Annotated in this window: 13 protein-coding genes and 1 tRNA gene; 5 read left to right on the top strand and 9 right to left on the bottom strand. The window is 60.3% G+C overall.

Annotated elements, in window-relative coordinates; genetic code table 11:
• Positions 1 to 125: 125 nt before the first annotated feature.
• The 3 genes from P8S53_RS08975 to P8S53_RS08965 are packed head-to-tail and all read right to left on the bottom strand — an operon-like array spanning position 126 to position 2,048.
• Entirely contained in the window at positions 126 to 548 is a 423-nt protein-coding gene (locus tag P8S53_RS08975; RefSeq protein ID WP_277803625.1) for a GNAT family N-acetyltransferase, read from the bottom strand.
• Positions 545 to 1,693 carry a succinyl-diaminopimelate desuccinylase gene (gene dapE / locus P8S53_RS08970; RefSeq protein WP_277803624.1) on the bottom strand — a complete coding sequence of 383 codons (1,149 nt, stop codon included), beginning with the start codon at positions 1,691 to 1,693 and terminating at the stop codon, positions 545 to 547. Before dapE ends, P8S53_RS08975 begins: the two co-directional genes overlap by 4 nt.
• Entirely contained in the window at positions 1,686 to 2,048 is a 363-nt protein-coding gene (locus P8S53_RS08965; RefSeq protein ID WP_277803623.1) for a hypothetical protein, read from the bottom strand. The genes dapE and P8S53_RS08965 overlap by 8 nt, the downstream gene beginning before the upstream one ends.
• A 159-nt stretch (positions 2,049 to 2,207) precedes the next feature.
• On the opposite strand from P8S53_RS08965, the gene P8S53_RS08960 reads away from it, so the two are divergent.
• Complete coding sequence (locus tag P8S53_RS08960) at positions 2,208 to 3,299, top strand: UDP-3-O-(3-hydroxymyristoyl)glucosamine N-acyltransferase (protein ID WP_277803622.1); 1,092 nt, start codon at positions 2,208 to 2,210, stop codon at positions 3,297 to 3,299.
• A gap of 61 nt (positions 3,300 to 3,360) precedes the next feature.
• Here P8S53_RS08960 and P8S53_RS08955 read toward each other — a convergent pair whose 3' ends face one another.
• The 4 genes from P8S53_RS08955 to ectA are packed head-to-tail and all read right to left on the bottom strand — an operon-like array spanning position 3,361 to position 7,115.
• Positions 3,361 to 4,803 (bottom strand): aspartate kinase, encoded by a 1,443-nt coding sequence (locus P8S53_RS08955; protein WP_277803621.1) that lies wholly within the window; start codon positions 4,801 to 4,803, stop codon positions 3,361 to 3,363.
• Positions 4,804 to 4,846: 43 nt separating this feature from the next.
• Positions 4,847 to 5,233, bottom strand: a complete 387-nt coding sequence (locus P8S53_RS08950) for an ectoine synthase (protein ID WP_277803620.1) — start codon at positions 5,231 to 5,233, stop codon at positions 4,847 to 4,849.
• Between the two features lie 6 nt (positions 5,234 to 5,239).
• The gene (gene ectB, locus P8S53_RS08945) at positions 5,240 to 6,517 is read right to left on the bottom strand and encodes a diaminobutyrate--2-oxoglutarate transaminase (RefSeq protein WP_277803619.1); all 1,278 of its coding nucleotides are present in this window, start codon (positions 6,515 to 6,517) and stop codon (positions 5,240 to 5,242) included.
• A gap of 55 nt (positions 6,518 to 6,572) precedes the next feature.
• Positions 6,573 to 7,115, bottom strand: coding sequence for a diaminobutyrate acetyltransferase (gene ectA / locus P8S53_RS08940; RefSeq protein WP_277803618.1), 543 nt, complete (start codon positions 7,113 to 7,115; stop codon positions 6,573 to 6,575).
• A gap of 297 nt (positions 7,116 to 7,412) precedes the next feature.
• Here ectA and P8S53_RS08935 point away from each other — a divergent pair, with 297 nt between their 5' ends.
• On the top strand, positions 7,413 to 7,907 hold the full coding sequence (locus tag P8S53_RS08935) for a MarR family winged helix-turn-helix transcriptional regulator (RefSeq protein WP_277803617.1): 495 nt from the start codon (positions 7,413 to 7,415) through the stop codon (positions 7,905 to 7,907).
• Between the two features lie 94 nt (positions 7,908 to 8,001).
• On the opposite strand, the gene P8S53_RS08930 is transcribed toward P8S53_RS08935, so the two are convergent.
• Complete coding sequence (locus P8S53_RS08930; RefSeq protein WP_306417791.1) at positions 8,002 to 11,058, bottom strand: valine--tRNA ligase; 3,057 nt, start codon at positions 11,056 to 11,058, stop codon at positions 8,002 to 8,004.
• Between the two features lie 88 nt (positions 11,059 to 11,146).
• Positions 11,147 to 12,184, bottom strand: coding sequence for a LacI family DNA-binding transcriptional regulator (locus tag P8S53_RS08925; RefSeq protein WP_277803615.1), 1,038 nt, complete (start codon positions 12,182 to 12,184; stop codon positions 11,147 to 11,149).
• Between the two features lie 118 nt (positions 12,185 to 12,302).
• Here P8S53_RS08925 and P8S53_RS08920 point away from each other — a divergent pair.
• From P8S53_RS08920 to P8S53_RS08910, 3 genes are all read left to right on the top strand, one after another.
• Positions 12,303 to 12,379, top strand: a tRNA-Arg gene (locus P8S53_RS08920).
• 155 nt (positions 12,380 to 12,534) lie between these two features.
• Complete coding sequence (locus tag P8S53_RS08915) at positions 12,535 to 13,395, top strand: hypothetical protein (protein WP_277803614.1); 861 nt, start codon at positions 12,535 to 12,537, stop codon at positions 13,393 to 13,395.
• Between the two features lie 308 nt (positions 13,396 to 13,703).
• The gene (locus P8S53_RS08910) at positions 13,704 to 14,291 is read left to right on the top strand and encodes a helix-turn-helix domain-containing protein (RefSeq protein ID WP_277803613.1); all 588 of its coding nucleotides are present in this window, start codon (positions 13,704 to 13,706) and stop codon (positions 14,289 to 14,291) included.
• Positions 14,292 to 14,395: the final 104 nt, after the last annotated feature.

Genomic DNA, 14,395 nt, shown 5'->3' with positions numbered 1-14,395 from the left:
CCTGCCTGGGGTGGGCGGGCGGGGCGGAACGGGCGCGGGCCAAGGCGGGATGCAAAGCGTGTCATTTGCCCCCTTTAGCACGCGCCATCTGTGTCGTCACGGCGCATTCCGATCACAATCGACGGTCACACTGGCCGCACCATATCCCGATGCACAATCCCCGCATCCAGATATTCCGGCCCATCTACGGAAAACCCCAGCCGTTCATAAAACCCGATTGCATGGGTCTGCGCACCCAGTCTGGCCTGTGTGACCCCGTCAATCTGGCGCAAGCAGTCCAGCGCGGCCTCAATAAGCGCAACGCCAACGCCCTGCCCGCGCATCTGCGCCAGCACGCACACACGCCCGATCTTGCCCGTTGCACCAGCCACCAGAATACGCGCGCAGCCGACCGCCTGCCCGTCCTTGTGCGCCAGAATATGCAGCGCATCAGTGTCACGCCCGTCCACTTCCTCAATCACGGACACGCCCTGTTCTTCAATAAACACCGCGCGGCGCAAGGCGTGGCAGGTGGCTAGATCCTCGGTCAGGGCGATGGACAATGTCATGCGAAATACGCCTGCAAGATACGGCCATAGACGGCTTTTAGCTGATGTATCTGGTCAATTTCGGCGTATTCATCAACCTGATGCAGGGAAGTGCCCACAAGCCCGAATTCCACGACAGGGCAATGGTCCTTGATGAACCGCGCATCAGATGTGCCGCCCGATGTGGACAGCACAGGAACAACCCCGCATTCATCCGTCACAGCCTGTGCCACCAGATCCGACAGCGGCCCCGGTGGGGTCAGAAAACTTTCGCCGGAAATGTGGAATTCCAGATCCAGCGTCACATCTGTGCCTGCGCAGACATCGCGCGCCACATCGCGCAACCAGTCCGACAGGCTTGCGCTTGTGTGCAGGTCATTGAAACGGATGTTCAGTGTTGCGCGCCCTTGCGCAGGGATCACATTCGATGCCGGGTTTCCCACATCTATGGTTGTCAGCGCCAGCGTGGACGGGTCGAAATGGTCCGTGCCGCGGTCCAGATCGTGGCGGGCCAGCCGGTCCAGATAGTGCACCAGAACCGGCAACGGGTTGGCCGCCTTATGCGGATAGGCTGCATGCCCCTGCCGTCCGCGCGCCACCACATGCGCCGTCATTGACCCGCGCCGCCCGATCTTGATCATCTCGCCCATGGTATTCGGGCAGGTGGGTTCCCCCACGATACAGGCCGACATTGCCTCTCCGCGCGGGGCCATCCAGTCCAGAAGGGCCACGGTGCCGTCCTGGCTTGGCCCCTCTTCATCGCCGGTGATCGTCAGGATCACGGCCCCGTCCGGCGGGGTGGTGCGCACGAAATCCACCGCCGCCGCCACAAAGGCCGCAACGCCCGATTTCATGTCACATGCGCCGCGCCCCCAGATGCGGCCGGCGTCACTTTCGCCGCCGAAGGGCGCGCGGGTCCAGTCATCGGGGTTGCCCAGCGGCACAACATCCGTGTGCCCGTTAAACCCAAGGCTGCGCGGATGTCCGCGTGCGCCCCAGCGTGCGAACAGATTGGGCGTGCCGTTGCGGTCGACGCGGATGCAGGTGAACCCTGCCCCCTCCAATACCGATTGCAGCAATTGCAGCGCGCCCCCTTCTTCGGGGGTGATGGACGGGCAACGCACCAGGTCTTGCGTCAGGGAAACGGGGCAAAGTGTATCAGTCATTTTCATCTGCATCGTTGAACCATGTTTTCTGTGCGACGATTACGGCATTTTCAGCCAATGCGCGCGCCATCAGATCGCGTTCTTGCTGTGGCACCTCATCGCCTGCAGCCAGGCGTTCATCCAGCGTGCCATAGCTTGTCACATCCAGCGGGCGCAAATCGGCCTGCTTCAGAACGGCCACGGTTTCGCGCACGGCCTCTGCCTCGTCCACGCCTGTGGCATAGACCAGAAGCCCCGCACCAGTGGCCCCTTTGGGCAGTTTGTCGCCGGGCATATGCCCCAGTTCGACAAGCAGCGTATAGACCTGTTGCGGGCGTTTGGGCTTTTCGGGCGGGGGAACGGGGGTATCGGGCATGACGGGTTCCTTTCGTGCAATTCAACTGTCAGGAATCGGCCTTCAGGGCAAGCCCCACGATACACGCACAGCACGCGCACGGGGCGCACGCACGGGGCTGGTCCCCGTTGCAGGGTTTCGGTATGCAAGGATCTGGACCAATTATGCGGAGTTGTCGTCATGTCCCATACCATCGCGGAACTTGCCAGGGCACTGGGGCTGCGCGCCGAAGGGGCGCTTGATCTGGCCATCACCCACGCGGCCGAACCTGCACAGGCAGGACCGGACGCGCTGGCCATGGCGATGGACCCGAAATATGCCGCAGGGCTGGCGCAAGGGCAGGCACAGGCGGCAATTTTGTGGGACGGGGCCGACTGGCAGTCCATGGGGCTGAAAGCCGCGATTTTCGCGCCGCGCCCCCGTTGGGCGATGGCGGGAATTGCCGAATTTCTGGACCCCGGCTATGATTTTGGCACGGGCATTCACCCGCAATCTTTCATTCATGCCACAGCGCAGGTTGCAGACGGGGCCTGCATCGGCCCGTTTACCAGCATTGGCGCGCGCGCCGTCATTGGCCCCAACGCCCGCATTGCCCCGAATGTAACCGTGGGCGAGGATGCCGTGATCGGCGCAGATGTCATATTGCATGCAGGGGCGCGCATTGGCGCGCGTGTGGTCATTGGCGCGCGCTTCATCGGCCAGCCGAATTGCGTTGTGGGCGGCTGCGGGTTCAGTTTTGTGACGCCCGAACCCTCTGGCGCGGAAGATGTGCGCGCCAGCCTGTCGGGGGAGCGACAGGTGCGCGCGCAAAAATGGCACCGCATCCAGTCACTGGGCGCGGTGCGCATTGGCGATGATGTCGAACTGGGGGCAAATTCGTCCATCGACCGCGGCACCATCCGCGACACGGTCATCGGGTCGGGCACCAAAATAGATTCGGTCTGCCAGATCGGCCATAATGTCCAGATGGGCGAAGATTGCATGATGTGCGGCATGGCAGGCGTTGCGGGGTCCGCGCGCATTGGCAACCGTGTCCTGCTGGCGGGCAAGGTTGCGGTGAATGACAATATCTTCGTTGGGGATGATGCGATTGTGGGCGGTGCCAGCCGCGTGTTCACCAATGTCCCCGCAGGGCGCGCAGTGCTGGGCGATCCGGCCACCAAGCTGGAAACGCAGCTGGAAATCCGCAAGATCATCCGCCGCCTGCCCCGGCTGGTTGCCAATGTCGCCAAATTGCAGGACGCCGTTTTCGGGCCAGACCGCAAGGGATGACAGCAAAAGGCCCGCAACAGCATGGTTGCGGGCCTTTTTACGCTTTCAGAACAGTGTTGTTTCAGGCTGCCTTGCGCGGTGCAGTAACCTTGGCAGGTGTATCCTCTGCCTCGGTGACCATGGCGTGATGCAACACCTTGATCGCTTCGTCCTTGCTGTCGCGCGGCAACAGGAACTGCACCTCGACACGGCGCAGGCCTTGCTGGGCGGCCAGTGCCTTGATGCCGGCATCTTCCAGCGCGCCCAGCCCCCGCGCCAGCACCGAAATCTCGCTTAAATCCGACCCGATGACCGACACCATAGCCAAGGGCCGCGCCGTCACTTCCGCATTGGGATAAGTTTTCATGATATCACGTTCGACACGGCGAATGGCCTTCAACGACCCGCTAAGATAATGCGTGATCGTGTTGGCATTGGAATGTTTTGACACAATCCAGATATTATGACGCGCCAGCGCATCCAGAATGCAGGCATCATAGCCCTTGACGCCAACCATATCGGGTTCATGCACTTCAAACGCGTGCACACCGAGGCCGGTGACCATTTCCACACGCCCCGCGCTGCCCCCGTCGGGACCAATCAGCGTGCCGGGATCTTCGGGTTCAAACGCATGTTTCACGCGTAAGGGCACATCGGCGCGGCGCAACACACGGGCGGCATTCGGGTGGATGGCTTCCATCCCCAGATTTGACAGCTGATCCGCCACGTCATAGCTGGTGCGGCCGATTTTGCGGGTGTTTTCTTCGCCCACAATCTTGGGATCAGCCGATGACAGGTGGAATTCCTTGTGGATAATCGCTTCCGCCGCGCCGGTCTGGGCGGCCAGATGGGCAAACACAACTTCGGAATAGCCGCGATCATATTCGCGCATCAGCCCCTCGCTGCAATGGGCATAGCCCGTCACGATAGGAAGTTCTGACGCAAGATCAATGCCTTCCATCGCGTTGTTCAAGCGCGTAGCCAGATCAGGGTTGCTGTCATCGCGCCAGCCGGACAGATCGACAAAGCGCGCGTTCACGCTGTGGCGTTGCAGCAGCAATGCGGTGACGAAGGCGGAATGCGCCTCTCCCATCCCGGACAGAAGTTCGCGCACGGTCTGCATTTGCTGGTCTATGCGGAAATGACCGTATGACCCAAGGCGCTGCAAATCCAGCAGACAGGCGCGCGCCCCCTCGATCCGGTCACGCACGAATGCGTCAGCGCGTTCGCGGTCACCGTCATGGTCCAGAATCTCGCCGTGGATTTCGCACATGCGCGCGGCGGTGTCGCGCAGCGCATCGCCCCAGCCCGCACCGCTGTCATCATTGGAGAAACGGGCATAAACACCGGGCGATCCGGTTTTTTTATGTTCCAGCAGCATATTGGTAATACCACCAAATGCCGACACGACAAAAACGCGGTTATAGATTGCGCCTTGATCGCGGTCGCCAACATAAAGCGTATCCAGCAATTCGCGCGCGCGGCTCATACAAGTGCCGCCGATTTTCTCAACAGTGTGAGTCATGGGTATTTGGGCAGGTGGCTTTTCACCCCTGCCCGCCTTTGGTTCAGGAATTTTCCAGCGCGTAAGACCCGTCTTCGCGGTGCACTTCCTTGCCCGTGACGGGCGGGTTGAAGCAGCACGCAAAGACCATCTCGGTCTTGCAACGTAATGTGTGCTTGTCATGCTGATCCAGCGCATACATGACACCGGGGCGCAATTCATGCACCTCTCCGGTGGCAAGATCTTCAATGCTGCCTTCGCCAGCTACGCAATACACACTTTCAAAGTGGTTCTTGTAGTGGAAGGTATGTTCACTACCCGCTGCGATGGTGGTGATGTGGAACGAAAATCCCATCCCGTCATCGGCCAGCAGCAGACGAACCGACTCCCATTGTTGTGCGCCTACGCGCCGGTCGGTTGTCTTTTCTTTGTGAAAGTCACGAATGATCATGCCTGCTTACTCCGCTGCAATTTTTTGACTGATTTGTGCCTGAACGGCAGCTTCAAGAATATCAAGACCAGCCGAGAATTGATCCTGCGGAATGGTCAGCGGGGCCAGAACCTTGACCACCTCGTCATGTGCGCCCGATGTTTCAATAATCAGCCCTTGTTCAAAGCAGGCAGCACAAATCGCCGCCGCCATGTCACCGCTGCCGACATCAACACCCTGCATCATGCCGCGCCCTTTCAGTGTGGCCCCCGGAACATGGGCGGCAATCGCGCGCAAACGTTCGGTCAGAAAAGCGGATTTCGCTTCGGTCTGGCGCTGGAACGCATCATTGGACCAGAATTTTTCCAGTGCCACACGCGCCGTCACAAAGGCATGGTTGTTGCCGCGGAAGGTGCCGTTATGTTCGGCAGGCTTCCACACATCCAGATCAGGGCGGATCAGCAGGCCAGCGAAGGGCAGACCCATCCCCGACAGCGATTTCGCCAGCGGGATCAGGTCAGGCTGAATGCCCATCCCTTCAAAGCTGAAGAATGGCCCGGTGCGGCCGATCCCTGCCTGAATGTCATCCATGATGACAAGCGCGCCATGTTCGCGCGCCAGCGCTTGCAGCCCCTTCAGGAATTCGGTGCTGGCCGCGTTCAGACCGCCTTCGCCTTGGACGGGTTCAATCAGGAACGCGGCAGGTGCATCAATCCCGCTGGAGGGGTTTTCCAGCATAGCGCGGATCAGGGCCAGCGAATCAACCCCTTCCATAGCTCCCTCGAATGGCATGCGCACCACGCCCGACAAGGACATGCCTGCCCCTGCCCGCTTGCCGGCATTGCCGGTTGCAGCCAGCGCGCCCATGGTCATGCCATGAAACCCATTGGTAAAGGCAATGATCGTTTCACGCCCGGTTGTCTTGCGCGCCAGCTTCATCGCCGCCTCGACCGCGTTTGTGCCGGTGGGTCCGGTGAACATGAACTTGTAGTCCATACCGCGCGGTTCCAGAATCAAACGCTCGAACGCTTCCAGAAAGTCGGCTTTCGCATCGGTGTGCATATCCAGACCATGGGTCACGCCATCACGGCTGATATGATCGACAAGCGCCGATTTCATGTCAGGGTCGTTATGCCCGTAATTCAACGACGAGCAGCCCGCCAGAAAGTCGGTGTAGCTGCGCCCGTCGGAATCGGTCATGGTGGCGTTCTGCGCCTTGGTGAATGTCACCGGAAAAGCACGGCAATAGCTGCGTGCCTGCGATTCGCGGCGTGAATAGATATCGGTCTTGGAACCGTGTGTCATGGCTTTTGGCCTCTCAATACGTCAATGAAGTGTTCTGCCTGCCGTCAAACGGGCATCAGGCTGCGATGCGCAGCGCCTTGCGTGGCAGGCCGATTGTGACCAGATGCTCTGTCGCATGCTGGCCATCCAGATGGTTGTCGCGGTCGAAATGCGGCGCGTCCGACAGACGCCCCCCCAGATCGCGCGCGAAACTGCGAAACAAGCCCCAGGATGCGGCATTGCTTTTGGTAATCGTTGTCTCCAGCGCCTGCACCTCTGCGCAAGCGGGCCGGTTCAGCATTGCCTTCAGCATCCGCTTGCCCAGACCAAGGCCGCGCGCATCTTCATGCACAGCCACCTGCCAGACAAATATCGTGTCCGGTTGGTCGGGCGGAATATGGCCGGAAATCCAACCCAGCACCTGCCCGTCGCGTTCGGCAAGTACACAGGTTTCAGCAAAATGGTCGCACTGAACCAGGTTCATATACATCGAATTCTGATCCAGTGGCGGACAGGCCGCTACCAGTTTCCAAACCTCTGACCCGTCTTCTTTGCATGGCTTGCGCAGGTGCAACAGATCGCCGGTCGGGCTTACGATTTTCAGGTTTTCTTTCGACATGTGCTCATTTTCTGGTCGTTTCCTTTGGAGGACGATATATAACGACCTCAGATTATTTTTCAACCGTAAGGATAATGAACTGAAACTTGACGATTTAAACGTTTATAATCTGACACTTAAGATCATAATTTCCTGAATATCTCGCGCAATTCCAAAAAATTGTTTCGTTTATGCAATTATTTGTTTGGCGAAGCACTTTGCAGGCAGTCCACAAATACTGCCGCAAGATGGCCCTTGATCTTGCGCGGCCAGCGCGGCAATGTGCGTGCCTACCCATTCCAAACCTGCAAGGCTGACGTGACCGATCGTTCTTCTGACACGCTTATTGCGCTGCGCCGAATCATGCACGCGCTTGAAGGAAACGCCCGCGCGATGGCGCGCGCCTCCAATCTGTCGCAGGCGCAACTGCTTGTGCTGTATACCTTAGCGCGAAACGGGCAGGAAATGCCGCGCGACATTGCGCGCGCGCTTGGCGTTGGTCAGGCCACGATTTCCACCCAGATCGACAAGCTGGAGTTGCGCGGGCTGGTGCGCCGTGAACGCAGGCATTCGGACCGCCGCGCGATCTGGGTTATCCTGACAGATACGGGGCGCGCCCTTCTGGACCAGACGCCAGACCCGCTGCATGAACGCTTCACCACGCGGTTCCGCAAGCTTGAAAGCTGGGAGCAAACCATGCTGCTTGCGGCGGTTGAACGGCTGGGCAGCCTGTTTGACGCCGAAAACACAACCCCCTTCCCCCCGACAGAGGACGCGCGCGGACCCGTCGCAGCGGAAGAGGCAGAGGGTTAACGCAATTTCAGTTGAAATGACCTGAAATCAACACCCTACAGCGTTTCAGCGAAAGCCCGAAACGCTGTAGACATGCCCCCGGCATTGATGCAGATCACCCGATATCCTGCAACTGCGCCAATGCGCGGCCAAGGCGGTCAATCTCCTCGGCCAGCAGGGCGGATTTCTCGCGCGCTTCACTGACCACCTCTTCGGGCGCGCTGGCCACGAATTTGGCGTTGTTCAAGCGTCCCTCTATGCCCGCGCGTTCCTTTTCGGCCTTGGCCTGGGTCTTTTGCAGCCGGTCTTTCTCGGCGGCAATGTCAATCACCCCTTCCAGCGGCAGCCCGAATGTGCCCCCTTCAACGGCCACGGTAATGGACCCTTTGGGCAGCGCGTCCACCTGCTCCAGTGACGCGATGCGCGCCAGTTTCGACACCAGCGCCATATTGCGCGCCAAGGCCGCCTGCCCGTCCGCATTCAATTCCAGCTGCACCATGTTCAGCTTTAGCCCCACTGGCACGCGCAATTGCTGGCGCGCGGAACGGATGGTTTCAATCAGCCCAATCACCCAGTTCATTTCGCGCATGGCGCCCGCATCCACCAGTTCCGACCCGTATTCCGGCCAGTCGGCATGCGCACAAATCTTGTCGCGCGCCCCTGTCAGGTGCCACAATTCTTCGGTGATGAACGGCATCATCGGGTGCAGCAGAATCATGCACTGGTCCAGCACCCACGCCATGGTCGCGCGGGTTTCCTGCGCCTGATCGCCGTCAAACAAGGGCTTGGCGAATTCCACATACCAGTCGCACACCTTGCCCCAGACAAAGGCATACAGCGCATTCGCCGCATCGTTGAACCGGTAATCATTCAGCGCCGCATCCACTGTTTCGCGCACGCGCGCGGTTTCGCCCATGATCCAGCGGTTCACGGTCGCCTGTGCCTGCGGCGGGGCCGCCTGCGTGGTATGGTTTTCCCAAACCCCGTTCATTTCGGCAAAGCGGCAGGCATTCCACAGCTTGGTCGTGAAATTCCGGTAACCCGCAATGCGTTGCGTATCCAGCTTCAGCACACCGCCAAGGCTGGCCATGGACGCATTCGTGAACCGCAGCGCATCCGCGCCGTATTCGTCAATGATTTCCAGCGGATCGACGACATTGCCAAGGGATTTCGACATTTTCTTGCCCTTGGCATCGCGCACCAGCCCATGCAGATAGATATGGTGGAAGGGGATCTCATCCACCACGGCAAGCTGCATCATCATCATGCGCGCCACCCAGAAGAACAGAATGTCCTGTCCGGTGATCAGCACCGATGTCGGGAAGAAACGTTTCAACTCATCCGTCTGCTCCGGCCAGCCCAGCGTCCCGATGGGCCAGAGACCCGAGGAGAACCATGTGTCGAGAACATCCGGCTCCCTGAACAATTCGACCGCTGCCAATCGCTCGCCACCCGTTTTCTCAGAACCTTTGGTCGTCCACTCAGAACGAGCATGCATTTCATTCGAACTGGCTGGGGCTGATGAGGAAACGCGGACATCGACCCCTTCTCCATAAAACTTAGATGCTAAGTGGATCGCTTCAGCCTCAGTCGACGCACAGAACTCTTTGGGGGGAGCTTTGTAACTGATATTTCCGCTAGGGAAATTTGGCCCATACCAAACCGGAATCTGATGCCCCCACCAGAGTTGCCGCGAGATGCACCAAGGCTCGATATTCTCCAGCCAGTGGTAATAGGTCTTCTCGCCGCTCTCCGGCATGATTTTCACGCGGCCATCACGCACCGCATCCAGCGCTGGCCCAACAACCTTTTCGGCGTCAACAAACCACTGGTCGGTCAGCATGGGTTCAATCACCACCTTGGACCGGTCGCCATAGGGTTGCATGATCTTCTTCGCCTCGACCAGCGGCACCAACTCCGCCGGGTCATCCTCCGCGCCCAGCTTGCGGCCCAGTCGCGCATCATCCGCGCGGGTCACGACCGCCAGCCCCTCGGCCGTGATTTCATCCACCACGCGTTCACGCGCCGCATAACGGTCCAGCCCGCGCAGATGGTCTGGCACAAGGTTCAGCGCGTCGGCTTCTGCCTCGGACAAGCTGCGCTCGCCCCGCGCCACCGCGCCCGCCACCACCGCCGCCTCGGCATAGGGCGCGCCATCGGCGCGCATCTGCGCGCGCGTGTCCATCAACCTATACATCGGTATGCCCCCGCGCTTGGCCACGCCATAATCATTGGCATCATGCGCGCCCGTAATCTTGACCGCGCCGGACCCGAAGGCGGGGTCAGGATAGTCATCGGTGATAATCGGGATCAAGCGGCGATGCTCTTTCGGGCCAACCGGAATTTCACATAGTTTTCCAACAATTGACGCGTAACGTTTATCCGATGGATGAACCGCAACCGCCCCGTCACCCAGCATGGTTTCAGGCCGCGTGGTCGCAATGGAAATATAATCGCGCGTCTCGCGGAAGATCACGTTCCCGTCTTCATCTTGCTCCAAATACTCATAGGTTTCACCGCCAGCCAGTGGGTATTTGAAATGCCACATATGGCCGTCAGTCTCGATATTCTCGACCTCAAGATCGGAAATCGCGGTTTCAAAATGCGGGTCCCAGTTGACCAACCGCTTGCCGCGATAGATCAGGCCCTTGTTATACATATCAACGAAAACCTTGATCACCGCATCGTGGAAATTGCCGTCCTCGCCCGCAGGCGCGCCCGGTGCGCCGGACATGGTGAACGCATTGCGCGACCAGTCCAGCGAACAGCCCAGCCGCTGCAACTGCCCGATAATGGTGCCGCCTGATTGCGCCTTCCAGTCCCAGACCTTGGCCAGAAATTCCTCGCGCGTGAAATCGGTGCGTTTCTTCTGGCTCAGCGCCAGTTCCCGCTCCACCACCATTTGCGTGGCGATACCCGCATGGTCCTGCCCCGGCTGCCACAGCGTATCAAAGCCCTGCATCCGTTTCCAGCGCACCAGAATATCCTGAAGCGTGTTGTTGAACGCATGGCCCATATGCAGGCTGCCCGTCACATTGGGCGGCGGAATCATGATGCTGAAGGCGTCATCGCGGCGCTTGTTCGCGCCCGCTGCAAACGCATCTTGCGCCTGCCACATATCGGCAATCCGCCGCTCGGCGGCCTGCGCATCAAAATTCTTGTTCATCGCCATCTGTCCGGCCCCATTTTCGGTAATCTGGGCCGTGTTTAGCGCCCCTGCGCGACAAGGGAAAGCCCTGCTACCGCCCTGTCATGCAGACTTAGCGACTGGCGCGGATCGTATCGCCGGGCTCCATGCGGGGGCTAAGTTCGATGACCTTGCCGCCAATGGTGCCATCCGCGCTTTTGCCCGCGACGATTTCCGCCGCATGGCGACCAATCTCGCGGCGGCAGGCATCGGTTGTGGCCAGACGCAGGCGCAACCCGTCCAGCAGTTCCAGCCCGTTGAACCCCGCAAGCCCGATCTGGCCGGGCACATCAAGCCCCTGATCCAGACAATACAGCAACCCGCCCGCCCCGATCATATCATTGGAATAATACAGGAAATCAAGATCCGGATTGTCCTTCAGAATGGCCGCTGTCATCTCGCGGCCCTTGGCCAGCGACGACCCGCCCGCGTAATGTGCGGTCGCAGCCAGTGACACGCCCGCCGCTGTCAGCGCTTCGGTGAACCCCTCAAGCCGTTTGCGCGCGCGGTGGTCATCGGGCATCTTGGACCCCATGAACCCGATCCGGCGATAGCCTGCGGCCAGAATCGCCTCTGCCATTTCGCGGCCTGCACGTTTGTGGGAAATGCCCACCATGGAATCAATCGGCGTGCCATCAATATCCATAATTTCGACAATCGGCACACCGGCTGCGGCCAGCATGGCGCGCGCTGCGTCAGAATGCTCCAGCCCCGCAAGGATCATGCCCGACGGACGCCACGACAACATTTCATAGATGACATTCTCCTCGCGCTCGGGCTTGTAATCGGTTGCCCCGAAGACAGGTTGCAGGCCCGAATCCTCCAGCGCTTCGGAAATCCCGCCCAGCACTTCAGGAAACACCATATTGGCCAGCGACGGAATGACCACCCCCACCAGATTGACCCGCTGGCTGGCCAGCGCGCCCGCAATCTTGTTGGGCACGTAACCCAGGGCCTTGGCCGCCGCCAGCACCTTGTCGCGTGTTGCAGGCGACACATCGGCCCGGTTGCGCAACACGCGGCTGACTGTCATTTCACTGACACCACTGGCATCAGAGACATCACGCAAGGTAAGGGGACGATGGCTTTCCGGGGGAAGATAGGGGGGCAAATCCGTAATCCTGTCAGAGTTTGTAAAGATGTAATGTTAGCCCCTGATGACAACAATGAGCAAGAGCGAAGCCACCCTCGTGACAAGCGCCGCGTGACGCGCTATTGCAGGACGCGCTGGCCCCGTGGCTCAACTGGATAGAGCAGCCCCCTCCTAAGGGGCAGGTTACAGGTTCGAATCCTGTCGGGGTCGCCAAAAAACCCAATAAAATATGGCGTTTTCTCAGTTGCTTGCGAAGGGCGCTGCAAAAACGCCCGTTTGATTTCCCGGCAAATCGGGCGCTGCAGACGGGATTTCTGTACAAAACCTGTACAAGTTTCGGGCCGATTCAGCCCCGCTGAGGCCCTGCAATGAGCTGGCGCGTCGCAACCGAATGCGCCGACCGCCGGTTCGGCAGCGCCGCCCGCAAGCAGATCATCATGTTCCTGGCCGACAAGGCGAGCGACGACGGATCGGGCATCTGGTGCTCCAAGGGAACGATCCAGCGCCACACCGAGCTGGGCGAGAGCACCGTAAAGCGGACGATCAGCGATTTCCTGCGCGAGGGCATCCTGATCGAGACCGGGCGCCGCCCCTGCAAGAACGGTTTCACCGTTATCTACCGCATCGTTCTGGCCCGCGTGATGGCGCTGGAATCCTCGGCGGAACCCGATGAGGGGACGGGGTCCACAGTGGACCCCGTCCAGCCTGAACCCGGTACGGGGTCCACCATGGACGGGGTACGGGGTCCACGGTGGACCCCAAACCACCCTAAAACCATCCATAAACCCCCTACGCGCAAGCGCGCGGAGGCGGCGGCGGAAGATGAAAGGTTCGAGAAGATCTGGGCGGCCTATCCGAAGGACCGCCAGCGCGGCAAGGCTGCGTGCCTGACCCAGATCGCAGAGGCCGTGAAGGAGGGAGTTGACCCCGACGACCTGCTCCGCGCCGTACAGGCCTATGCCACCGAGAGCGAGGGCTTCACGAGGTCCAAGGTCTGCTTCGCGGACAACTGGTTCCAGTCGCGACGTTGGCAGCCTTTCCTCGAAAAGTTCGAGGCCGAGCGCGAAACGGCGGAGGCCGTGCAAGCGGATCACCTCGCCCGGCTGGTCGGCTGGATTCGCGACCGCAGCCCCATGTGCAAACACATCACCGCGCCGCAGGTTGCAGCCCTCGTTGCGGCCGAGTTGGTGAGCGACAGCCAACTGACGGCAGCGGGGCTTGCGGCATGACTGGCGCGCTCTCCGCAGTTTGCACAGGGCATCGCGTCCATTGCGTCCTGCATCGCGCTTTCTGCATCGCGTCCCGTGTCCTTTGCACTGCGTCCTGTGCATCGCGCATCACGTCCTTTGCGCCGCGTTCCGCGCGCTCCGCACCGCGCATCGCGTCTTCCGCACCGTGCTCTCTGCACTGCAACCCAGCGCCCAGCCCCAATCCCTGCCGTCTCAGAAATGGCTCCAAGCCCCTGATCCGCCTCCGCTGACGCTGGAAGGCGGGGGGCTTGGAGGAAGTTGGCAAGAAATAGGAACGTAAACTTCACATGCGCCACCATCGTAAACTGACCGACGAAGAACGCCGCCAGATCATTGAAGCGCGCGGCGAAGGCATCCCCGCCGTCGAGTTGGCGCGCCGTTTCGGCGTCACGCCCCGGACGATCTACAACACGCTGAACCGGGCGAAGGCGCCACGCGCCGCGCGCCCTGCGCGAACAAAGACGGTGACAATGCGCGTCAGCGACCGCGACCTGACCGGCTTCATGACAGCGCTTGCCGGGCGCGGCATCACCGACCGTCCCGCCGCCATGCGCCGCCTGATTGGAACTGCAGACAAGATCCTGATGGGACCCGACCCTGCGATGGTCGCGAGGCTGAACGGCTGGACGGCCGAAATTCAAACCCGTGGCGCGGCGATCAACCAAATCGCCCGCAAGCTGAACGAGGCGAAGCTGCGCGGCCACCCGTTACCCTATACGGACAAAGACGAGGCGGTCATGCGCGCGATGATGGGACTCATGGTCACGTTCACCACAGATTTCCGCGCCCTGTGGGGCGCGAAGCTGGAAGCGATGTCGCAGGAGGTCGATGAAGCGCTGTCGGGGTTGGAGGCTAAGAGGCTTGGTGTTCAGTAGCCCGTCGTGTTCGCCACTGACACAAGATACTCGGCGACGGCTTTGAGCCCTGTTTGTAGGTGAGAATATGTGCATAGTGAATCGACTCCAGAGGTTCTTGAGCG

This window comes from Roseinatronobacter sp. S2, from assembly GCF_029581395.1.
Classification (GTDB): Bacteria; Pseudomonadota; Alphaproteobacteria; order Rhodobacterales; family Rhodobacteraceae; genus Roseinatronobacter.
Note: the sequence above shows the minus strand (reverse complement) of the source record. Positions and strands in the feature narration are given on the sequence as shown.

Coding starts and splice junctions, on each gene's coding strand:
- P8S53_RS08910 (WP_277803613.1), top strand. CDS start 13,704: ATGCGCCACCATCGTAAACTGACCGACGAAGAACGCCGCCAGATCATT.
- P8S53_RS08930 (WP_306417791.1), bottom strand. CDS start 11,058: ATGGCGATGAACAAGAATTTTGATGCGCAGGCCGCCGAGCGGCGGATT.
- ectA (WP_277803618.1), bottom strand. CDS start 7,115: ATGTCGAAAGAAAACCTGAAAATCGTAAGCCCGACCGGCGATCTGTTG.
- P8S53_RS08950 (WP_277803620.1), bottom strand. CDS start 5,233: ATGATCATTCGTGACTTTCACAAAGAAAAGACAACCGACCGGCGCGTA.
- P8S53_RS08975 (WP_277803625.1), bottom strand. CDS start 548: ATGACATTGTCCATCGCCCTGACCGAGGATCTAGCCACCTGCCACGCC.
- P8S53_RS08955 (WP_277803621.1), bottom strand. CDS start 4,803: ATGACTCACACTGTTGAGAAAATCGGCGGCACTTGTATGAGCCGCGCG.
- ectB (WP_277803619.1), bottom strand. CDS start 6,517: ATGACACACGGTTCCAAGACCGATATCTATTCACGCCGCGAATCGCAG.
- P8S53_RS08965 (WP_277803623.1), bottom strand. CDS start 2,048: ATGCCCGATACCCCCGTTCCCCCGCCCGAAAAGCCCAAACGCCCGCAA.
- P8S53_RS08915 (WP_277803614.1), top strand. CDS start 12,535: ATGAGCTGGCGCGTCGCAACCGAATGCGCCGACCGCCGGTTCGGCAGC.
- dapE (WP_277803624.1), bottom strand. CDS start 1,693: ATGACTGATACACTTTGCCCCGTTTCCCTGACGCAAGACCTGGTGCGT.
- P8S53_RS08960 (WP_277803622.1), top strand. CDS start 2,208: ATGTCCCATACCATCGCGGAACTTGCCAGGGCACTGGGGCTGCGCGCC.